The sequence below is a fragment of the Halomonas sp. R57-5 genome (assembly GCF_900070345.1).
Classification (GTDB): domain Bacteria; phylum Pseudomonadota; class Gammaproteobacteria; order Pseudomonadales; family Halomonadaceae; genus Vreelandella; species Vreelandella ventosae_B.
The window spans coordinates 2968224-2988251 of record NZ_LN813019.1 but is presented as its reverse complement, the minus strand read 5'-3'; the positions used below and the strand labels follow the sequence as shown (position 1 = coordinate 2988251).

20 protein-coding genes are annotated in these 20028 nt (G+C 55.2%); 12 read left to right on the top strand and 8 right to left on the bottom strand.

What is annotated here, in order from left to right; translation table 11 throughout:
• The first annotated feature begins 90 nt into the window (after positions 1-90).
• The 3 genes from HALO_RS13775 to HALO_RS13765 are packed head-to-tail and all read left to right on the top strand — an operon-like array spanning position 91 to position 1936.
• Complete coding sequence (locus HALO_RS13775) at positions 91-594, top strand: DUF6630 family protein (RefSeq protein WP_035578770.1); 504 nt, start codon at positions 91-93, stop codon at positions 592-594.
• Positions 595-638: 44 nt separating this feature from the next.
• Positions 639-1568 carry an alpha/beta hydrolase gene (locus HALO_RS13770; protein WP_050713542.1) on the top strand — a complete coding sequence of 310 codons (930 nt, stop codon included), beginning with the start codon at positions 639-641 and terminating at the stop codon, positions 1566-1568.
• A gap of 47 nt (positions 1569-1615) precedes the next feature.
• Positions 1616-1936: a DUF1330 domain-containing protein gene (locus HALO_RS13765; RefSeq protein ID WP_035578771.1), complete on the top strand. Its 321-nt coding sequence runs from the start codon at positions 1616-1618 to the stop codon at positions 1934-1936.
• A 56-nt stretch (positions 1937-1992) separates the two neighbouring features.
• Here HALO_RS13765 and HALO_RS13760 read toward each other — a convergent pair whose 3' ends face one another.
• The gene (locus HALO_RS13760) at positions 1993-2694 is read right to left on the bottom strand and encodes an FMN-dependent NADH-azoreductase (protein WP_035578773.1); all 702 of its coding nucleotides are present in this window, start codon (positions 2692-2694) and stop codon (positions 1993-1995) included.
• A 119-nt stretch (positions 2695-2813) separates the two neighbouring features.
• Here HALO_RS13760 and HALO_RS13755 point away from each other — a divergent pair, with 119 nt between their 5' ends.
• Complete coding sequence (locus tag HALO_RS13755; RefSeq protein WP_035578775.1) at positions 2814-3719, top strand: LysR substrate-binding domain-containing protein; 906 nt, start codon at positions 2814-2816, stop codon at positions 3717-3719.
• 47 nt (positions 3720-3766) lie between these two features.
• On the top strand, positions 3767-4282 hold the full coding sequence (locus tag HALO_RS13750; RefSeq protein ID WP_035578778.1) for an MgtC/SapB family protein: 516 nt from the start codon (positions 3767-3769) through the stop codon (positions 4280-4282).
• 56 nt (positions 4283-4338) lie between these two features.
• Here HALO_RS13750 and HALO_RS13745 read toward each other — a convergent pair whose 3' ends face one another.
• Both HALO_RS13745 and HALO_RS13740 read right to left on the bottom strand, forming a co-directional pair.
• Positions 4339-4695: an Atu4866 domain-containing protein gene (locus HALO_RS13745; protein WP_161786294.1), complete on the bottom strand. Its 357-nt coding sequence runs from the start codon at positions 4693-4695 to the stop codon at positions 4339-4341.
• A gap of 60 nt (positions 4696-4755) precedes the next feature.
• On the bottom strand, positions 4756-5496 hold the full coding sequence (locus HALO_RS13740; RefSeq protein WP_035578780.1) for an SDR family oxidoreductase: 741 nt from the start codon (positions 5494-5496) through the stop codon (positions 4756-4758).
• Between the two features lie 209 nt (positions 5497-5705).
• Between HALO_RS13740 and HALO_RS13735 the strand changes: the two genes are divergently transcribed.
• Positions 5706-6647 carry an AraC family transcriptional regulator gene (locus HALO_RS13735; protein ID WP_035578783.1) on the top strand — a complete coding sequence of 314 codons (942 nt, stop codon included), beginning with the start codon at positions 5706-5708 and terminating at the stop codon, positions 6645-6647.
• Between the two features lie 21 nt (positions 6648-6668).
• Here HALO_RS13735 and HALO_RS13730 read toward each other — a convergent pair whose 3' ends face one another.
• Complete coding sequence (locus HALO_RS13730) at positions 6669-8618, bottom strand: DNA topoisomerase III (protein WP_050713541.1); 1950 nt, start codon at positions 8616-8618, stop codon at positions 6669-6671.
• A 165-nt stretch (positions 8619-8783) separates the two neighbouring features.
• Between HALO_RS13730 and HALO_RS13725 the strand changes: the two genes are divergently transcribed.
• Both HALO_RS13725 and HALO_RS13720 read left to right on the top strand, forming a co-directional pair.
• Positions 8784-10025: an ABC1 kinase family protein gene (locus HALO_RS13725; protein WP_035578789.1), complete on the top strand. Its 1242-nt coding sequence runs from the start codon at positions 8784-8786 to the stop codon at positions 10023-10025.
• A gap of 88 nt (positions 10026-10113) precedes the next feature.
• Positions 10114-11931: an SEC-C metal-binding domain-containing protein gene (locus HALO_RS13720; protein ID WP_035578792.1), complete on the top strand. Its 1818-nt coding sequence runs from the start codon at positions 10114-10116 to the stop codon at positions 11929-11931.
• 49 nt (positions 11932-11980) lie between these two features.
• Here HALO_RS13720 and HALO_RS13715 read toward each other — a convergent pair whose 3' ends face one another.
• Complete coding sequence (locus HALO_RS13715; RefSeq protein ID WP_035578794.1) at positions 11981-13342, bottom strand: AmpG family muropeptide MFS transporter; 1362 nt, start codon at positions 13340-13342, stop codon at positions 11981-11983.
• A 256-nt stretch (positions 13343-13598) separates the two neighbouring features.
• Here HALO_RS13715 and HALO_RS13710 point away from each other — a divergent pair, with 256 nt between their 5' ends.
• From HALO_RS13710 to HALO_RS13700, 4 genes are all read left to right on the top strand, one after another.
• Positions 13599-14117, top strand: coding sequence for an FKBP-type peptidyl-prolyl cis-trans isomerase (locus HALO_RS13710; protein ID WP_035578798.1), 519 nt, complete (start codon positions 13599-13601; stop codon positions 14115-14117).
• 109 nt (positions 14118-14226) lie between these two features.
• Positions 14227-14382, top strand: coding sequence for a cytochrome c oxidase subunit CcoM (gene ccoM, locus HALO_RS23120; protein WP_157693175.1), 156 nt, complete (start codon positions 14227-14229; stop codon positions 14380-14382).
• Between the two features lie 202 nt (positions 14383-14584).
• Positions 14585-15085 (top strand): hypothetical protein, encoded by a 501-nt coding sequence (locus HALO_RS13705; RefSeq protein ID WP_050713540.1) that lies wholly within the window; start codon positions 14585-14587, stop codon positions 15083-15085.
• A gap of 32 nt (positions 15086-15117) precedes the next feature.
• A complete protein-coding gene (locus tag HALO_RS13700) occupies positions 15118-16230 on the top strand; it encodes a GGDEF domain-containing protein (protein ID WP_050714184.1) in 1113 nt (370 codons plus the stop codon).
• Here the strand turns inward: HALO_RS13700 and HALO_RS13695 are convergent.
• Genes HALO_RS13695 through HALO_RS13685 form a run of 3 tightly spaced genes read right to left on the bottom strand, consistent with a single transcriptional unit; the run spans position 16214 to position 19993 of the window.
• Positions 16214-16705 carry a group I truncated hemoglobin gene (locus HALO_RS13695; RefSeq protein WP_081899054.1) on the bottom strand — a complete coding sequence of 164 codons (492 nt, stop codon included), beginning with the start codon at positions 16703-16705 and terminating at the stop codon, positions 16214-16216. The two genes, HALO_RS13700 and HALO_RS13695, sit on opposite strands and share 17 nt — an antisense overlap.
• Positions 16706-16715: 10 nt before the next feature.
• A complete protein-coding gene (locus HALO_RS13690; RefSeq protein WP_231896717.1) occupies positions 16716-17630 on the bottom strand; it encodes a DUF3034 family protein in 915 nt (304 codons plus the stop codon).
• On the bottom strand, positions 17627-19993 hold the full coding sequence (locus HALO_RS13685) for a bifunctional diguanylate cyclase/phosphodiesterase (protein WP_035578800.1): 2367 nt from the start codon (positions 19991-19993) through the stop codon (positions 17627-17629). Before HALO_RS13685 ends, HALO_RS13690 begins: the two co-directional genes overlap by 4 nt.
• Positions 19994-20028 lie beyond the last annotated feature (35 nt).

Here is a 20028-nt window from a genome sequence, read left to right as displayed (position 1 = left end):
TAAGTGGTAAATTAAAATTAGTAAATAAGCTTGAGCTCTTGCTCGAAAGTTGGAAGCAATCAATTTGAAATAACAGCGTTGAGGTAGGTCATGGATTTTGAAAGCACTTGGGGAAACATCTGTAGACAGCTATGCCCGCGAGATGATGAACTCGTGGTTGAAGTCAATTTGGCGCTTTCAGATCCAGAGAGCTACTTCGAAAAATACAGCGATGATCTCATGGAGCGCGGGATAGAAGATCCATCTGAGGTTACTCCTTGGATAGCGCTGGTTGATGGACTAACTCGTAGCGCCTCATTAGTAGAACTTGATTGGAAATTCGACGCTGCAGATTTGGTCTGGAATCTTGAACAGCTTCAAATTTGCAAAGCTAATGCGATCGATTTTTCTAAAATTAACGAAAGTGATGAATATTCCGAGGACTTATTTAAGTTGGTGGCTATTGTCTTAGACAGTTACTCAATGAATTTGATCATTCTAGATATTGATTCTGATTCATACCCCCTTATGGTAATTCCAAGAGATAGTGTTGGCCAAGTGAAAAGATCTGCGCAGGCGCTTATGCAAAAAGTCGATGTCATCGAAAGAACGTGACAGTGTAACAGCGTATTGCCCACGCCCATGGGAGCATATTTACAATGTCTTCAGGAAAAAGCTCGAGCGGGCTGAATTTCGGTGCAGTGGTATCTGAGTTTCGCTCAGAGCAAAGGCTGGCAGTTCTTAACCAGTTTGAGGCACGAGACGGAACGGTACTGAGATATCGTCATTACCCAAGCGTATCGAGCACTGCGCTAATCCTGTTGCATGGATCCGCCACAGACAGCAAATACTTGGCAAATTTCGCACATGGATTAGCTGAGGCTGGCGTCGCTACCGTATACACGCCTGATATGCGCGGACACGGAAGCTTTCCCGCTCGGCGAGGCGATATCGACTATATTGAGCAGCTTGAAGATGACCTTGCTGATCTTATCGGCCATATTGAAGCCAATGTCGAGTTAGCCCGTGTCGTTGTGGGTGGTCATTCATCAGGTGGAGGGTTTGCAGTACGCTTTGCCGGTGGTCAATATGGAAACTTGGTTTCCGCCTATCTGCTGCTTGCTCCATTTCTTGGACATAATGCGCCAACCGTTCGCGGTAAGTCAGGCGGGTGGGTAAATGCCAATGTAGGCAAGATTATTGCGTTATCTATTCTGAATAAATTCGGTGTTACTCGCTTTAATCAGACGCGCGTGCTGCAGTTCAATATGCCATCTGAATATCGTGATGGTTCGGAGACGCTCGCATACTCTTACCGACTTATGACAGGCTTTAATCCCGTTAACTTCCAGAAAGAACTAAGGTTAATTCAAACTCCTGTGCTGCTCATTGCCGGTTCTGAGGATGAGGCGTTCTTTGCTGATCGCTTTGAGTCTACTGTCAGACCGTGTATTCCGCATGCAGAGATTGACATAGTAAAGGGCGCATCGCATTTGGGACTCGTTATAAACAACGAGGCTAGTGCGACAGCTTGCCAGTGGATTCAACAGCTGAAGCTTGAAGAGGGTAGCCATGCGGCAGTGTTCTGACGGCTCAGTCCGATAAATAGTTAAGCGAATATCTATGGGAGGTGATTATGTCTGCCTACGCCGTTGCTCTTATCCGCGAAACCCGATTCGATCCTGAAATTAAACAATATTTAGAAGGCATTGATGCAACCCTCGCGCCATTCTCGGGCAAATACCTCGTGCATGGTGGGCCATACGTTCCGCTTGAGGGGGCATGGGCAGGCGATATGGTGGTGATTGAGTTTCCTTCCATGGAGCATGCGCAAGGTTGGTATGACTCGGCTGCTTATAAAGCGATCCGCCCATTTCGTACCCGGAATACAGAGGGCGATGTGCTATTAGTGCAAGGCGTACCAGAAGGGCATAAAGGAGCGGACATCCTTGGGTAGCGATAGTCGCTCCTTATATTTCAGCGTATTTACGATAAAAGACTATTAGCTATCATTTAGGCCGGTTGAGGTGATGGCGCACTTTCCAACGCTACCTGCAACTCTTCAACAAGCGTTTCGACTTTATGTATCGCGTCAGCAACCGATTTGGCCAATACCTCGCCGCCCACTTCCTGGCCTTCGATAGCAATGTAGTGAAGGCGGGTAATACCGATAAAACCAAGCGCTGTGGCCAGATTTGGCTCCAAGTGATTCATATGTGCCATCTCTCCACCGGGGTCAAAGCCTATGCCGCCTCTGGCTGTAAGAATAATCGCATGCCTTGTTCGATCATCCAGTTTTGGAATGTAAGGATCGGTCGGGTTGCTCTCATCAATATCCACTGTTCGGCCAGCGCGCACTACTTGGTCGATCCACGCCTTAAGGGCGGCAGGCATACCGAAGTTGTATAGCGGCGTTCCTATCACCAGAATATCTGCTGCAATTAGCTCATCAACTAGCTGATTGCTTTCTGCAAGCGCGTCCTTCATCCAGGGTTCTAGGCTTAACTCGGGGGTGAAAGCAGACGCAATCCAGTCGTGGTTAATTATAGAAGGCGGGTTTTGACCTATATCGCGATAGTTAACCGTGTCTTGTGGTCGGCCTGATTGCCACTGGCTGACAAACTGATCAGTCAGATGGCGGCTATGCGAACCGTGGTTATCTGTGCCAGCAATGCCGGGGCGGGCGCTAGCGTCTATATGCAGGATGTGTGTCATGGTGGTCTCCTAATCTGAGTTTAACTCATCTATGATTAACAACAGGCTTAGCTTAGGCTTTGCCTTTCAGCCTGAACAAACGATCTTTTCTTGCAGCTATAGATGAGCAAAACTCATTCATGAACCATCGCCGATTACCCTCTCTTTCGTCGCTTCGCGCTTTTGAAGCGGCTGCCCGCCATGAAAGCGCCAAGCAGGCCGCACGAGAGCTGTCGGTGACTGCCACTGCCATTAGCCACCAAGTCCGAGGCCTCGAAGAGGCGCTGGGCGTTTCGCTATTTTTGCGTAAACCTCGTCAATTGGAGCTGACACCTCAGGGCCGGGAGCTGCAGCAGGTGTTGGAAACAGCCTTTGATAGCATCAGCCATGTCGTCGAACGACTGAGCGCTGTACCTGTCCGCCAAACCGTTACGCTGTCTACAACGCCAGCCGTGGCGGTCCGCTGGTTGCTGCCCTGGGTATGCCTGCTACGCGACTCGTATCCCGATATTGATCTGCGCATTCATGCGTCCCATGAGCCGGTTCCGCTGGATGGGGTAACGGCAGACATTGCCATTCGCTATGGCGATGGCCGTTGGCCGGGGTTGGTAGCGGAGAAACTTTTTGATAACACCTTTGTCCCGGCCTGTAGCCCGCGCCTTGGCCTGCGTGATGTAGCAAAGTTGCCTCTGCATCCGTTGATTCATTTTCGCCCTCAGGGAGAAGTGTCTGCGCCACTGAATTGGAGCTTCTGGCAGAAACACGCAAAGGTGCCTGGGTTGGATGTTAGTGCCGGGCTGGTGTTTTCCGATGAGACCCACGCGATTTCTGCTGCCGTTGGAGAGCAGGGCGTAGCGCTGATGAGCCGTCAGTTGATTAAGGATGAATTAGAGGAGGGGCGCTTAGTGCAACCGTTCGGCCCGGAATTGGTAGGCAAGCCGTTCTTTTTGGTTTACCCGGAAAGTCGTCAGCATGATCCAACGATTCTGGCTATACGTGAGTGGGTAGTGGCGGTGCCGGGTGGGTTGTGTGCTCAAGCGCACTAACGTGTGGGTATGATGGACTATCAGACAGGACGTATAGGAGCTAAAAGGTGCAAGAAATCAAAGAGATTATAATCTCAGAGTTTTCAGATTTTAACGATGTGGGTGAGCTCATCATTGTGGTAATCCGGCTACTGCTGGCGGCTATTCTCGGGGGCCTGTTGGGGCTCGAGCGAGAGCAGCGAGGCAAGCCGGCCGGTATACGGACCCATATGCTGGTCTGCATGGGGGCTGCTTTATTCATCTTTATACCCGAGCAAGCGGGTATTTCTGATTCAGAGATGAGTCGTGTTATTCAAGGTGTCATTGCAGGCATCGGTTTTCTTTGTGCGGGCACTATCATTACTCGAAAAGATGAGCAGGCGACTTCAGGGCTCACCACGGCGGCCGGTATTTGGCTGACTGCCGCCATTGGGGTAGCGGTTGGTCTGGGGCGCGAGCAGACAGCCGTTTTGTGTACGTTGCTGGCCTGGATGGTGCTTTATGTGGTGCCTTTCTTTTCGCGCCCCATCAGCAAGAAAAAAGCTTCCCACTCAGGGCATGATGAAGATAGTTCCGATGTTTAATGGCTTTGATGTAAGGGCGTGGTTATTTATTGCTAGTGCCCCATTTGGATTGAAAGTTACTCCTTGCGATATAGCACCATACCGGCGTGATACAGCACGCCATCTATAAATTCGCCGTCTGCAGTAAAGCCGGTGTCGTCCCAGTATTCGATATAGTTACCCGTCACCTGATAGCGTCCTTGGTAAGCGCTTTCACGCTCACCGCGGGCCTCGTCGTAACGATTGTTGGCTAAAAGTTGATGGCGAATGCGACCATCTTTAGTGACCCACATTCCAACATACGGGTGGTCTGTCATGGGGGCATTTCCTTCGTTCGGGGTGGTTTGAGCAGAGGTGGCCGCTGGAAAAATAGTGATAATGCCAGCGACCACCAGTGCCCGTGTCCAGTATATGGAAGGCTTGGTTTCTTGCATGTGAAGTCACTCGTGCTTAGGCGCACACCCGGCAACCGCTCGGGCGTGACGCAAGGGGTGTTATTGGCTGGCGGTAGGCCGCACCACGATGTCGCTGGTGTCGACGTCATCGGGCTGGTTGATGGCATGGGCTATGGCTGAAGCGATCGCCTCGGGCTTGAGCGCAATCTGGCGGTAAATGTCGATTGCTTTTGCGGTTTCAGCATCGGTGATGGTATGGGCCAGTTCCGATTCCACCACACCTGGGTAGACACAGGTCACGCGTATATTGTCGGTTTCCTGGCGTAGGCCATCGGAAATAGCGCGAACCGCATATTTGGTGGCGCAATAAACGGCGGCGGTGGGCATAACGGTGAGGCCGCCGATGGAAGAAATATTGATCACCTGACCGCTCTTCTGGGCCTGCATCGTCGGCAGAATGGCAGCAATGCCATTGAGTACGCCGCGAATATTAACGTCGATCATGCGGTTCCACTCATCAACCTTGAGCGCCGCTAAAGGGGAGAGTGGCATCACGCCAGCGTTGTTGATGATCACATCAATGCGGCCATGGGTATTGATCGCGAAATCCGCAAACACCTGCATGTCTTCAAGGTTGGTGACATCCAGCGCCTGAAAATCCACTGTGCCACCCTCTGCGCGCAGGGAGTGGGTCAATGCTTCCAGCCGGTCGGTGCGGCGTGCACCAATGATCAAGCGGTGCCCTTGGCCTGCCAGCCAGCGGGCAGTGGCTTCACCGATACCGCTGCTGGCACCGGTTAATAAAACAACTTTAGAAGATGGGGTTGATAACGCCGTCATTGGATAATCCTCTCGGTGGTTGACCTTGAGAAGAATAAGCTGCCACGGCGGGCATCAGTATAGGCGTTCCTATTGCATCATTGCCTAATCCTATTTGATTGTTAATAGCGTGCGGCGCGTTAAGTCACCCAGCATGTATATTACTCTTAAGAGGTGCCCGGCGCGGCGAGTTAATTCCGGTGCGGCATGCATATACAGAGGTGGTTAACATGACATTGAAGAGCGATGCTGAGGTTTACCGTAAGATCGTCGAGTGCTTATACCAACTGGCACCCCACGAAGGCTATACCCAGTCGTTATTGGATGGCGTGCGCTTTATGCGCTCTAACCGCCCACTGCAAAATACCTCGGTGCTTTACGAGCCGAGTATTGTCATTATCTGCCAGGGCCGAAAGCGTGGTTATTTGGGTAATGAGGTCTATATCTACGATGCACAGCATTACTTGGTGTTATCGGTGCCCCTGCCATTTACGTCGGAAACAGAAGCCAGCCCTGAAGAGCCAATGCTAGGGATTGCGATCCGCCTGGATGCAGTAGTGATCGCTGAGTTGGTGACGATGCTGGAAGCATCGGGAGGGCCATTAGAGGCGCCGCGTGGAATGCTTTCCAGCCCGCTGGAAGCGCCGCTGGCCGATGCAACGTTACGGCTGCTGAGTGCGCTTGCCTCCCCAACGGATGCGCATATACTCGCCCCTTTTATCGTCAGGGAGATCTGCTACCGGGTATTGACGGGAGAGCAGGGGGGCAGTGTTCGAACAGCACTCTCCCACTATGGCCAATTTGGCAAAATCGCTAAGGCGCTCAACCGTATTCATGCCCACTATGCGGATCCGCTGGAAATCGCCAGCCTGGCCAATGAAGCAGGCATGAGTGCGCCAGCCTTTCACGTTCACTTCAAGGCGGTGACCCAAACCTCGCCTATCCAGTACATTAAATCCACCCGTTTGCACCATGCGCGGCTGCTAATGATACGTGACGGGGTAACGGCAGCCGTCGCCGCTAGCCGGGTCGGCTATGAGAGCCCCTCCCAGTTTAGCCGCGAATTTAAGCGTTTTTTTGGCCGCCCGCCAGCAGAGGAAGTGCGCACCATGAAAGCGAGCCTTGATCTATTGCCGCCGACTCACCTGGTCGATATCGCTGTGCCTCACTGACTTTAAGTCTAAAAATACCCCTCAATCGCTACTCATATACCCTTTACTGCGCTTGCCTGGCTTACTCGAGCGGGTTCCCGTACTTTTCCTTTTCGCATAGCTCTTTCTCGGCTTACCCGTGCGTTTCGGCGGGCTMCCAGCCTCTCCCTGGGCGGTTTGCAGGCTCTGCCTCAATTTGGCGGCGTCGCTATGGGTGAGCAGCCCACGTAAGTCGTCCAGTAACGCTTGCTGAAACGCGCCAGGATCATCCTGCTGTTCAGAAATCGCCCGCAGCCGCTGCTCCCATAGCGCGGTGCGCTCCGGTGTGCTTACCGCGCTGGGCAGGGCGGCGATTAACGCGCAGCCGAGTTTGGTGGCGCGTAGGGCCTTTTGCTGGCGTACCAGGTAGCCGCGCTGTACCAGGGTTTCGATAATGCCTGCCCGGGTGGCTTCGGTGCCCAGGCCGTCGGTGTCGCGCAGGGTGCGGCGAACGGCGGGGTCATCCACGTAGCGGCCGATATTCATCATCGCTTTGATCAGGCTGGCATCGGTGAAGGGCTCCGGCGGGCGGGTTTCTTTCTCTTCCACGCCTGCGCCTAACGCTTGGCAGGGCTCGCCTTGGGTGAGCGGTGGTAGCGGTGGCGTTTCATCGCGGGTGGTAAATAGCGGCTTCCAGCCGAGGTCGAGAATACTTTGCCCACGGGCACGGAAGGCTTCATTTAGCAGCGTAAATTCTGCTTTTACTTCAAAGGTGCGCAGGGGCCGGTAGAACTGCGCCATGACGTTGCGCACGATCAGCCTAAACACATGGCCTTCAGTATCGGAAAGCTGACCAAAATCAGCAGGTTTGCCGGTGGGGGCGATGGCGTGGTGGGCGCCGMCCTGCTTATCGTTCCACGCTTTGGAGCGCAGGGTGAAGTCCGCTCCATTTAGCCACTGCTGAAGCCCTTCATCATTTTGGCACGCACTGCTTAGATTTCGCTGGGCAAGTTGAAGGTGCTCTTCGGGCAAGTAGCGGCAATCTGAACGCGGGTAGGTGATCAGCTTGTGGCGCTCGTACAGCCGCTGACAAATATCCAGCACCATCTGCGCGGAAAGCCCGTGACGGCGGGCGGCATCTACCTGAAGGGCAGAGAGCGAGTAGGGCAGTGGCGGCGCCTGGCGTTTCTCCTGCTGGTCGAGCTTGGTGAGCTGCCCCGTTGCGCCGGGCAACTGAGCCGCTAAAGCGTCGGCGGGGGTACGGTCAATTAAGCGGCCTTGGTCATCCAGTGGTGCGTGCTCTTTGGGTGCCCACCAGGCGCGCAATTGGCCTTGGGCAACCTTCAAATCCACCCATAGCGGATAAAACGGATGGGGCACAAAATCACGGATAGCGTTGTCGCGGCGCACGATTAAGCCGAGTACCGGTGTCTGAACGCGGCCAACAGAGAGCACGCCATCATGGCCTGCTTGACGGCCGGTGAGTGTCCAGGCGCGGGTTAAGTTAATGCCATACAGCCAGTCGGCGCGGGAGCGGGCCTGGGCGGCTTGAAACAGCGGCTGATACTCGGCGTTAGAGCGCAGTTTTGCCAGCGCCCGACTTACCGCGGGCTTGTTAAGGTCGCTAATTAGCAGCCGCTGAACCGGGCCGCGATACTTCATATGCTCAATGACTTCTTGCACCAGCAACTGGCCTTCGCGATCAGGGTCGCCTGCGTGCACTACATCCGTTGCTTGCTTGATCAGTTTGCGAATCACCGCGAGCTGGCCACGCGCTTTAGAGCGCGGCATCAGTTTCCACTGTTGCGGCACGATGGGTAGCCGATCCAGCCGCCACTGTTTGTCGGCGGGGTCATAGGCCTCTGGCGGTGCCTGCTCTAATAAGTGCCCCAGGCACCAGGTGACGGTAGTGTCACCACAGTTAATGGCGCCATCCTGGCGCTTGCTAGTGCCCGGCAACGCCTCGGCAATGGCTTGGGCGAGGCTGGGTTTTTCGGCAATTATCAGGCGCATAGCAGCGAAGCCTTCATCGTATCCATCGGTGGCCGCTATGGTAGCAGACGCTCTAAAGATTAGCTGGAGCGGCGCAGGATAATGATGCGGTAAGTGGTCAATGCTGTTAAGTTGTATAAATTGTGTATAAATAATTTGGTGTGGTGAAATTCAAGGGGATAGCCAATGCGTGAGCGAGGCAGGACACGACGATTAATGGGCTTGGGCGCGCGCACCGGCGGCGCGCTGCTGAAAACCCGTTTAGGCGGCCAAGCGGATTGGCGTGCCTTGGGCGAAGCGCTGTTTGAGGGGCTTTCAGAGCTTAAAGGCCCGGCCATGAAGCTGGCGCAAATTATGTCCCAGTGGGATGACCTGCTGCCCCCGGATCTCGCTGAGGAGCTTGCCCGCCTGCAGCGTCAGGCCGAGCCGATGCCGTGGCCAAAAATTCGTGAAGCGCTGGTGCTGCAATACGCTGATATCGACTACTACTTCAGTGAAATCGAGGAGCGCCCGTTTGCCAGCGCCTCCATGGGGCAGGTGCACCGTGCCACCACCCATGAAGGTGAAACGGTGGTGCTTAAAGTGCAGTACCCAGGCTTGGCGGATGTGCTGGAGAGTGATTTGATCCAAGTGCGGCGCATTATGCGTTTAGGCCGCTGGTTTAAGGTTCCCCAGGCGCGCTTGGATGCGCTGTTTGAAGAGCTCGCCGAAAGCCTGCGTGGGGAGTTGGATTACCACGCTGAAGCGGATGCCCTCGCCCGCTACCGCGAGCGTTATAAAGATGATCCCCGACTGGTGATTCCTGAGGCGCTGCCGAAGCTCTCGGGGCCTTATGTGTTGGCAATGCGCTATGTTGACGGCACGCCGCTGCGAGAACTGGCAGACGCCGATGATGCAACGCGCCAAGGCATAGCCCAAACGTTAGCCGACTGGATCACCCAAGAGCTATTTACTTACGGCGAACTGCACGCCGACCCTCACGCCGGTAACTTTGCCGCTGATGCTCAAGGGCGGCTGGTGATTTATGATTTAGGGGCGGTTATTGCCGTGCCTGAGGCGCGTATAAAAGCCATGATGCAACTGCTCGATGCCACCTTAAAGCATGATGCGATGGGAATGGACGAAGCGCTGATGAAAATGGGCGGGCGCCAGGGGCAGGGCGCGCCGTTGGCACTGTATCGTGAGTCGGCGGAGTGTATTGCGCCGCTGTTCGAGCCGGGTGAGCAGGACTTTAGCGATGTGCGAGTGCACCGGCGATTGCGCGAATTAACCCCTAAAGTGTGGGCAGCGATGGACCGCCTGCAGCCCCCTGCAGATACACTGCTGCTCTCCCGCGCGCTGAACGGCCACTACTGGAATCTGGTGCGCTTGGGCGCGCGGCTGGATATGCATGGGCGTACGCGTCCACTCTTGGAACGAGCCCATTAACGATCAACCGATTGCCGCTGCGGTAGCGCCCCACTGCATGCTAGACTATGTCGCTTTTCAATAGGGTCTTTTATAAGTGGAGACGGCAATGCTGGCGGTATGGGTCGATCAGCTGCTGGGATTCGCCTCCGGGGCACTCTCGGCAATCAGGCAACAAGAACACTATCCGGACTTCATGACCTGGGTGCGCGCCAAAGGTGCGGACGCCTTTGAAGGTGATGTGACCATGGCCCAGGCGCTAGCGCCGTTGCTGTGGTCGCAAACACCGCTGGAACGGCTCGATTTTGCCTGCGAGCCCCTCGCCACGCCAGGGCGTAACGAGCCCTGCTGGTGCGATTCCGGGCGCAAATTTAAGCAGTGCTGCTACCAGGTCGAGTTTCCCACCGAAATTCCCGATCAGATGATGTGGATGCTCTCGCTGCGCGAATGGAAGGGCGCGACCCTGAAAGCCGCGCTGGATAGCCAGCAGGCACCGGCTCAAGCGCTGCTGGAAGCCGGGCTGATCGCCGCGGAAAGTGGCCAGACGGGGCGCGCTATGCAAATCCTCGAGTCGCTGTTCGATGGCAGCGACTGGTCGCGGCTGCCCGAGCAGGCCGAACCCGCCTTTGAAATCCTGCTGGATATTTATCAAGAGCGTGGTTTTAGTCGTAAACGCGCCGACCTGCTTGATGAAGTGATGGAGCGCGGACCGCTGTTTCTGCGCGGTGTGGCCCTTGAGCGGCTTTGTTTGATGCATCTGGATAACGATGATTTGGACAGTGCCCGTGGCGCCTTTGTAAAAGCCCAGCAGGCGCTACCCGATTCGCCTACCTTGGCTTACATTGAAGCCATGCTGTTGCTGCATGAAGGCCATGAGCAGGAAGCCAAAGAGCGCGCCAACTTCTGGTATCGCCGCCTGGTTCGCCAGGGCGAGCTGGACGAAGACCAGCTGGATTTTTTGGCCGCGCTAGCGGATAACCCTGGTGCAACGCTGGCTGATCAGTTGCTCAGCGCCGAAGAGGATCTGGCCACGCCGTTGGTGGCACTGCAGGCATTGCTGGCTGCGCTGCCCACCGCCCCCAAAATCGATATCAGCGCCGATGCTGAAACCGGCCGATTGTTTTATAACACCAGTGCCCGCGAGGCGACGCTATTTGCCGCCTGGCATGAGCAGTTCCAGGTGCTGGTGGATGAAGACGTAGCGCTGGGCTTTCGCGATGATCCCTGGGGCAACGCCATTGAGTGGATGTCGGCACTGTGTGCACACCCGGAGTGGTTGGACGCGCCTCAGGTGGTGCAAGATTTGACGCTGGCGCTCACCAGCCGTTTTGGCAGCCTGCCGTGGATGGCGCCGAGCCTGCTGGAACCGCTGGCGCTGCGCCTCTCACGCTGGTTGGAACAAGCCCGCGCCGAAGGCGACGGCAGCCTGTGCTGGGACGATGCTAACAACGCCATGTTGCTACGCACAGGGCTAGCGCTGGTGGTGGGTATGGAGCGCGGCGCCCGCCAGCACTCTCGCGAGTTGGCCGAAGAGCTATTGCTGATTGACCAAGAGGATAGCCTGGGTCTGCGTGAGCTGGTGCTGGATCAACTGCTGCGCGATGACCGCAATGAAGAAGCGTTGGCGTTAGCGGAAGAGAATGACGACGACGGCTCGCTGGTGCTTGGTCTACTAATGGGCAAAACCCTGGCGCTGTATCGATTAGAGCAGCGTGAAGCCGCTGAGACCGCGCTTGTCGATGTGCTCGGCCATAACCGCTATGCGTTGGAGCTGATTTGTGCCGAAAACCCCCGGCCCTCCATGCCCCACCCAGATGGCCAGGTTGACCCCGGCTCCCGGGCGGAAGCGTGGCAGTACCGAACGCTGATGCGCGATCAGTGGCGCACGACGCCAGGGGCGTTGGACTGGCTGGAAGCACACCGCTAGTTCTAAACCTTCACTCGGCTAATCCTTCAAGCCTGGCCTTCAAGCCTGTTTAAGCAGGCTTGGGGGTGGGCACTAATTGTTTGTCTCGGCTGATCCAGACCGCCAGTAAAATAGCCGGTAAGCCGAGCAGGGTGGCGATAACAAAAAAGCTTGGGTAGCCCTGGGCGTTAACGACCAGCCCGCCAAAGCCGCTTAAAAATTTCCCTGGTAGCGTCATTAATGACGAGAACAGCGCGTACTGCGTCGCGGTGTAGGCCCGTGATGTGAGGCTGGAGAGAAAAGCGATAAACACTGCGCTGGCTAAGCCATTGGCAAGGTTGTCACCAATAATCGTCACCACCAGCATGGGTAGCTGATTGCCCACTAAGGCAAGCAAGGCAAACAGTAAATTGGTGACCATCACCAACCCCGCACCGAAAATCAGCAGCGGTCCAATGCCGTAGCGCGCCACGCAAAGCCCGCCTAAAATTCCGCCGGTAATGCTCATGGCAATGCCAAATATATTGGTGACGCTGGCAATCTCGGCCAGTGAAAAGCCCAGGTCGATATACAGCGGGTTGGCCATGGAGGCCATGGCTAAATCGCTGATTCTAAACACTGCAATAAACACCAAAATCCACAGTGCTTTCACTCCATAGCGGCTAAAGAAATCGGTAAACGGGCAGACCAGCGCGCCAATGCTCCAGGCACCCAGGCGGCGTAGCACTTTAGGTTTGCCCCGGCTGGCGCGAATAAACGCCCGCACCTTTGGCTCGTGTATAAGCTGGATGGAGAGCGAGGCGCGTTTGGGCTCCGGGCGTACTAACACGGTAAGCACGCCAATGCTCATAAGCGCTGCCATGCTGAGATACGCCACATCCCAAGAGGCCGACGCCGCGATATACAGCGCACCGGCACCGGCGGCCAGTAAGCCACCGCGATAGCCAATAATATAGGTCGAGGCCATAGCCGCCTGAACATCGTCATCGGCGGACTCAATACGGTAGGCGTCAATGGCAATATCCTGGGTCGCCGAGCCAAAGGCCACCAGCAGTGCAAACAGGGCCACCCAACCGAGGTTACCCACCGGGCTCAAACCCGCGAGTCCCACTAGCCCCGCAGCAATGGTCGCTTGAGCCAGTAGCATCCAGCCACGACGTTGCCCAAAGGCGCGGGTCAAAATCGGTAGCGCTAGCCGATCCACCACCGGCGCCCAGAAAAATTTGATTGAGTAGAGCATGCCTATCCAGGCAAAAAAGCCAATCGCCGCGACCTCAACGCCATCGCTGCGCAGCCAGGCTGAGAGCGTTGAAAACACCAGCAAAAATGGTAAGCCAGCGGAAAACCCCAAAAACAGCATGGTAATAACGGGCGCACGACAATAAACAGCCAGCGCGGCAAGCCAACTGCGCTGGGGGGTGGGGCTTAACATGAAACGCTACTCCTGGTGGAAAGACGCTGGCGATGGCCAGGTGGTAAACTAGGCTTTGTACGAAAACTGCCTGCGCTCGGCCATGCTGCGTTAAAAAACGGCTCAAAATGCTCATTTACACCCCGTAAACTCCGCTTTTTCGCCGTTTTTTGCCTTACCTGACCTTCGCTCGCCGACTTTTCGTACAAAGCCTAAGACAGTGTTCTAATACAAAGTTTTATCACAAAACCGACAGCTTACCGGAGAGGAGTTTTCCATGTCGATTACGGCGCATCAGGTCGTTACCTTGCACTATGTCCTTAGCGACGTGCTCAACGATGGCAGCAAGCAGGTATTGGATGACTCCCAGGCGCGCAATAAGCCGCTAGAGTATTTGCATGGTCACGACAATATCGTGCCAGGGCTAGAGAGTGCCTTATCAGGCCAAACGGCTGGGGCCGAGTTAAGCGTTCAACTAATGCCTGCCGATGCCTATGGCGTGCGCAACGAAGACCTGGTTCAAGAAGTCAGCCGCGGCTCTTTTGGGAACGCTGAGTTAGCGCCGGGCAGCCGCTTTCAAACCGAAGGCGAAGCCGGGCCGCAAATTGTCACGGTACTCGAAGTTGATGGCGACCGGGTCACCGTTGATACCAACCACCCCCTGGCCGGGCGCACGCTAAACTATAAAGTGACCATTTTAGACGTACGCGAAGCTACCCGTGCAGAGTTAGCCAAAGGCCACCCGTTACCGCCAGGTACCGAGCACAGCAAAGTCGAAGACCGCAAGGTGCTTTAGTGCTCATCACGCCCAAAAATTGATCGGTATCAATTTCCTGTTTAACCGCCTTCCCCCGCCTGCCGTAACTTGACCTAGGTCAGTATTCTCCCGCCATTGAGTGACTAGTATGAACGCATACATCACGGCGGGAGGATTCACCATGTATTGGGATGACACAATTATCTTCGGCTTATCCACCGTCGCGTTAGTAATCGCATTTATGGTGGGCTGGGTGGGCTTCGTGATTCGCGATCATCTACGTAAAGATGAGCGCAAGAAGTAGCTTACCCAATTCATGTAAACCTTGTCAGGGGAGGGGGTTTGCTAGCGTAGTAAGCCTCCTGTTGCCAGCCCATAATGGGCTGGCTTTTTTTTGAAATATCAAAATCGGCTGGGTTGAAAACACGTAGCGTGCGTTTAAGAGCAATGTAAAGCTTGCTCTGGTAAAGTTCTTTAAAAGAATGCACACACCAGGAAGCTTTGCCATGAACGCAGTTGCCTTACACCGCAGCCCATGGGGGCGTGTACGTGATCGATTGGCGTGTACGTTAATTGTCGTGGGCATAACACTTCCAACGACTGTCTTTGCCCAGGCATTGAATATGATCAACGGCGATGTCACTGAAAAGGTCGCCCTTAGTGATTTACGCGCCATGTCCGACGAGACGTTTACGCTCTACGATCCCTATCAGGGGCGCGAAGTGGAGATGCAGGGAGTCGCTTTTCGTACCTTTCTGATTGAACAGTTTGGCGAAGTACCCCCAGCACTTCACTTTACCGCCTGGGATGACTACGAGGTTACCTTAGAAGGCTGGAATGACCCTAATTGGTACCTGGTTAGCTCTGAGGATGGCGATCCGCTCACCATCCGCACGCGAGGCCCTGTGCGTCTGGTGGAACGTGACTATGGTGATCGCGACGTAGAAAMCCTGCGTGAGTTTAACGACTGGATCTGGATGATTCGTAGCATAGAGGCGAAGTGGTGACATCCAAACCCAAGCTAGCTGCGCAGCCAACGATGCAACCACGGCCTCTAGCGCGCCAGCATCGCTACATTACGTGGTTGTCGCTGAGCTTGATGAGCTTTTTGGCGCTTATGGTGTTGATAGTTTATGAATCGCGCTGGGTCTACCCCGAAATACAGGCGTACTTCAGCCAGACGGGGAGTCTTACAGGCCAGCAGCTCTCTACGCGGGCACGGGTCTACCTACAAAATGCCCAGTCCGAGCTCTTGAGCGATCAGCCAGAGCTAGAAGCGCTGGATGCTGCCACCATGGATATTGACTTGGCCTACGGTTTAGCCGATATGCACATATATCGGCGTGAATATGCTTGTTCCGAGCCTAGTTTGACGGAGTTAGATCGGCTGGTGGCTTCGTTAGCGGCACGCGACATTGACCGTGTCGCTGCGGCGATGGCGTTGTTCGCACCGATTCAATGCTTAACCCACATTGAGATGGATCAGCTTGATCGCCGGGGTGCGGCGATTAATGATTTTTCAGAAAGTACCCGCCAGCATAGCCTAGTGCTGACTTACTCCAGTTTATTAATCTTTGTGATGGGGTTGTTATTTTGGTGGCTTCACGAGCGCCAGCTGCGGCGCACGGATCGCGCCACTCAGGAGACCTTCGAGTGGATGCAGCGTGCCATGCGCGACCCGCTCACTGGGATAGGCAATCGCAGCGCTTTGCACCAGGATGTGTTGGCGAAGCAGCATCAATCGTTGGGGCTGATTCTGGTCGATATCGACTTTTTTAAACAGTACAACGATGCCTACGGGCACCCGCAAGGCGATACCCTGTTGCGCCAGTTGGCTGCATTGATTGGTAAAACGCTGAATGATAAAGCGCAGCTCTATCGCTTGGGAGGTGATGAGTTCGCGGCACTACTCCATTGCCCAGACATTGATACGCTAAAGAGCTACTGTCATCAGTTAATTGAAGGGCTGCGTGAAGCTGACTTTACGCATCCCGCCCATCCGGATAAAAAAGGCGTGACGTTAAGCGTGGGCGGCAGCTGTTTTGTGGCCGATGAAGCAACGTTTTCCTACGCCTACGAAGCCGCTGACAAAGCACTCTACCGGGTAAAAACGATGGGCCGTGACGGCTGGCAGGTTACTGAAGACGCATAACGTCGGCGTACATGGGCGCGAGTCTGCCAAGTAGTTCATTACGCGCGCCAAGGGCAATGTCTTCCTCCTGCATGGCGGCATCAAGATGTTCCACTAAGCGATTAAAATGCACATCCGTCAGCCCCATATGTTGATGAGCTCGATCCATTGGCGGGCCATCGTAATGGCAGGGGCCGTCGCTGACATCGCACAGCTGGCTGGCTAGCGATTCGGCAAACAGATCTATGTTGGTGTTAGCAAAAAACACCACTACCTCAGGGTCATCCGCAATTCGGTATAACAGGTTCTCAACCACTGCATCAATCGTAGTTTCACCGCCCAGGCGCTCGTAGAGCGTCGTTTGAGTTGGCTGATGAACACAGCCAGCGAGTGTCAATGTGAGCGCGGCAAACGTAAGCGCTATTAAACAACCACGTGCACGAGTGTATTTGCTTTGATAGCTTTTGTTTTGATAGGTGCTGCGTTGATCAATCATAGCGCCCCGCTTAAAAAGCTGCCTGGAGKGAAAGATAGCCGCCGTGCTGAGAAGGTAGACCGGCAATGTCGCCTAAATCCAACCAGGCGCCCGTCAGTGATAAGTGCTTATTGAAGAAGTAGGCAGTGTAGAGGCTTTGCCAATCGTCCTCTTTAGCCACACTTAGGTTATCGGGTTTCTGGCGATACTCGGCTCCGACAACCCACTGCGGGGTCATAAAGACGCCCACGCTGCCCTCGGCTACCCACGAGCGGCTACCCTGATCACCGCCAAAGCCGAGCAGGCCGCCCTGGTTGGCGTCGGTGTTGCGCAAGGTGGCGTTGAGCAGAACATTGCGTCCAGCAACCGCACTAAACAGCAGCTTGCTGGCGCTAAGGTATACATCGGTACCGCGCGTTTCATCGGCCCCCAGGGCGGTGGGAATAGTGCCATCCACCAGTCGTTTATGCTGTACGCCAGCACTCCAAATGCCCCAAGGGTGGTAGAGCACATCGCCGAATAAGCGCACCTTTGCGCCGTAAATATCCTGGCCTAGCTCGCCACCCAGGGTTTCTAAGTCAAGGGTTTGACGAGCCGCTGAGACTTCAACACGATCATAAATATTCACGCTGGCGCTGGTCACCGTTAGCCGGTAGTCGTCCACCCAGGCACGAGTGGCGGCAGCCGTTACGCCTATTTCCTGCTCGCTTGCGGTGCTGGATAGCACGGCCCAAGGCGATAATCCGCCTCCTGCGGCCCCTTCAATAGCACTTACCCCACCCGTACCTACAATACGGCTACCGGCAAACGATGGAGCGGCCGCAAGCGCTAAATAGACCGCTAAGCACGGGGCTAATCGCAGGGCTAGGCAGGGCGCCAGGCAGCCGGAAAGGAAGTGCCGAAAGGTTGAACGGTGCAGTGAACACACCGATTGAAATAACATCATGGCTTTCTCTGGAGCATCTTTAGTATGGAAGACATCGGGTGGGGCAACGACAGCGAGGTGAAATTATCCAACCAAGCGGGGAGCTCGTCAGCGGGCATTGGTTTGGCAATCCAATAGCCCTGCAAATAGTCACAGCCGAGCTTGCTCAGCAGCTCTGCGCTGGCGAGATTCTCAACGCCTTCGGCCACTAAACGCAGTCCTAAACTGTGGCCCATTTCGATGGTCGAGCTGACAATGGTTAAGTCATCTTTTTGCGAATCAATCGCCAATACAAAGGATTTGTCGATCTTGAGTTCGTCTACGGGAAGGCGTTTGATTTGCGCCAGAGAGGAGTAGCCAGTGCCGTAATCATCGATGGCGATACGCAGCCCCAACTGGTTAAGCTCCGTCAACGTGGCCATGGCGGCATCTACATCCTGCATGACAGCGCTTTCAGTGACCTCGATACTCAGGCGGGCGGGGGCAAGGCGGTAGCGTTCAAGTAGGTTAGCCAGATAAGTCGTTAATTGGCGATCCATCACATCACTGGCGGAGAGGTTAACGGCTACCGATAAGTGGTAACCACGCTGCTGCCAGGCCTGCAGCTGGGCGCAGACATTGGCCAACATCCACTGACTGAGCATGCGGATGCTTCCCGAGCGCTCAGCTAAGCCAATAAATTCATCAGGTGGTACAAAGCCCAGCGACGGGTGGCGCCAACGCATCAACGCTTCACACTGATTAACATGGCCGCTGCGTGTGTCTACTTTAGGCTGGTAGGCCATCCATAGCTCACCGTTGCTCACCGCGTCCTGTAGGTCACGAATCAAGGTGAGCTGGCGTAAATGGTGCTCATCCTGACCCTCTAAGTAACGTTGGTGGGGCTGGCGCTGGCGGCGCGCCATATCCAGTGCGATATCGGCCCGACGCAGCAGCAGTTGCGGGCTGTCGCCGTGGTCGGGGTAGTTGGTTTCACCCGCCGAGAGTGACGGCGTGACGGGGGATTTATCAAGGTCGATAGGCTGGTGCAAGGTGGTGAAAAGGCGTGTCCGCCAGGCAAAGTCAGTTCTCGACTGCTTCACCAGGAGCAGCAGTTCATCACCATCAAGCCGGTAGGCTGTGCTATCAGCATCTAAGTGCTGTAAGCGCTTGGCCAGGGTGACCAGCATATGATCCCCCAGCGCGTAGCCGAAGGTGTCGTTAATATCGCGGAAGTTATTAATCGCCAGACGCAGCAGGGTAAAAGGCTCGCCGCGTTGGATCAAAAGGCTAATATCCTCCTGGGCGCTGATGCGGTTGGGCAGGTCGGTGAGTAAGTCGTGGCGGGACTGGTGATGCAGCGTGGCCTCGCGCTGAGCGATGCCCTCCTGCATAGCGAGTAGTGTCGACGCCAGTAGCCCGGTTTCGCTGCGCTCAGTACCGATCGGTAACTCGGTGAAACGCTCGCCGCGTCCAATGCGCTGTGCCGCTTTCGCCAGCTCCATTAGCGGTTTGCTCATGCTCCGTGCACTCCACATGGCAATCAGCACGGTAAACAGTAAGATCAGGGCAATAATGCCCAGCAGCTGCCACTGTAATGAACGGTAAGCGCCGAGTAGCTCGTTGCGGGAGAGTTGCAGCAGCGCATAGGTGTGATTAGCGTCGTCGGAATAGAGCTGGCTCGCATAGGAGAGGTACTCAGCATCCGGCGTCATCTGGCTGTGTAGGGTGTAGTCGCCTTCGATGAGCTCACTCCCACGCCCGCTGATTAACTGCTGGGCTAACTGCTCATCGTGGGTGCTTGCCAGGTAGCTGATCTCACGGTTAGCGCGGAAGTTAACCACGCTAATGTCCAGCCCGGTTAATGCATTAATCTCTTCCGTCACCGCCTGATTGATTAGAAACCCCATGCCGACCCAGCCAATCAGGTTGGGCGCACGTACGGGTAGCAGGGCAAACTCATAAGGTTGCCCATCTGCTATGACGACACTAACCGCCTCGCCCTCTTGGCGAGCTCGTTCGAATAGCTGCTGGAAAGGCATGGGGCTGTTTTGTGCGTGATGGCTGCTGGCTAAAATATGTCCATCGAGACCGCTGAGCAACACGATATCGGCCTTGGCACGCTCACCGTGATTGGCCAGCACAGAGTAGAGGGTCTCGGTATCCTGAGTGGAAACAGCGCTTTTAAAACCGAAGTCATCGGCGAGGATCGCGACATTATTGGCTAGCTGTTCACCACGGGCGTCCAGCAGTTGTGCCAATACATTGGCGCCCACCTCTAAACGTTGGGAGCCTTTCGCAATGACGTCATTTTGGGTCGCGCGAAGAAATGCCACGCCGGTGGCGAGCTGCGAGACAATCACCACGGTCAGTAGCACTAGCATCAGGCGCGTTCTAAAGCGCATAGCAACCTCACTAAGTGGCGGATCGCCATTTCCCG

What these genes read in the sequence shown, in the direction of transcription:
- HALO_RS13775 (WP_035578770.1), top strand. Translation starts at nt 91, where the DNA reads ATGGATTTTGAAAGCACTTGGGGAAACATCTGTAGACAGCTATGCCCG.
- HALO_RS13770 (WP_050713542.1), top strand. Translation starts at nt 639, where the DNA reads ATGTCTTCAGGAAAAAGCTCGAGCGGGCTGAATTTCGGTGCAGTGGTA.
- HALO_RS13765 (WP_035578771.1), top strand. Translation starts at nt 1,616, where the DNA reads ATGTCTGCCTACGCCGTTGCTCTTATCCGCGAAACCCGATTCGATCCT.
- HALO_RS13760 (WP_035578773.1), bottom strand. Translation starts at nt 2,694, where the DNA reads ATGACACACATCCTGCATATAGACGCTAGCGCCCGCCCCGGCATTGCT.
- HALO_RS13755 (WP_035578775.1), top strand. Translation starts at nt 2,814, where the DNA reads ATGAACCATCGCCGATTACCCTCTCTTTCGTCGCTTCGCGCTTTTGAA.
- HALO_RS13745 (WP_161786294.1), bottom strand. Translation starts at nt 4,695, where the DNA reads ATGCAAGAAACCAAGCCTTCCATATACTGGACACGGGCACTGGTGGTC.
- HALO_RS13740 (WP_035578780.1), bottom strand. Translation starts at nt 5,496, where the DNA reads ATGACGGCGTTATCAACCCCATCTTCTAAAGTTGTTTTATTAACCGGT.
- HALO_RS13735 (WP_035578783.1), top strand. Translation starts at nt 5,706, where the DNA reads ATGACATTGAAGAGCGATGCTGAGGTTTACCGTAAGATCGTCGAGTGC.
- HALO_RS13725 (WP_035578789.1), top strand. Translation starts at nt 8,784, where the DNA reads ATGCGTGAGCGAGGCAGGACACGACGATTAATGGGCTTGGGCGCGCGC.
- HALO_RS13720 (WP_035578792.1), top strand. Translation starts at nt 10,114, where the DNA reads ATGCTGGCGGTATGGGTCGATCAGCTGCTGGGATTCGCCTCCGGGGCA.
- HALO_RS13715 (WP_035578794.1), bottom strand. Translation starts at nt 13,342, where the DNA reads ATGTTAAGCCCCACCCCCCAGCGCAGTTGGCTTGCCGCGCTGGCTGTT.
- HALO_RS13710 (WP_035578798.1), top strand. Translation starts at nt 13,599, where the DNA reads ATGTCGATTACGGCGCATCAGGTCGTTACCTTGCACTATGTCCTTAGC.
- ccoM (WP_157693175.1), top strand. Translation starts at nt 14,227, where the DNA reads ATGAACGCATACATCACGGCGGGAGGATTCACCATGTATTGGGATGAC.
- HALO_RS13700 (WP_050714184.1), top strand. Translation starts at nt 15,118, where the DNA reads ATGCAACCACGGCCTCTAGCGCGCCAGCATCGCTACATTACGTGGTTG.
- HALO_RS13695 (WP_081899054.1), bottom strand. Translation starts at nt 16,705, where the DNA reads ATGATTGATCAACGCAGCACCTATCAAAACAAAAGCTATCAAAGCAAA.
- HALO_RS13685 (WP_035578800.1), bottom strand. Translation starts at nt 19,993, where the DNA reads ATGCGCTTTAGAACGCGCCTGATGCTAGTGCTACTGACCGTGGTGATT.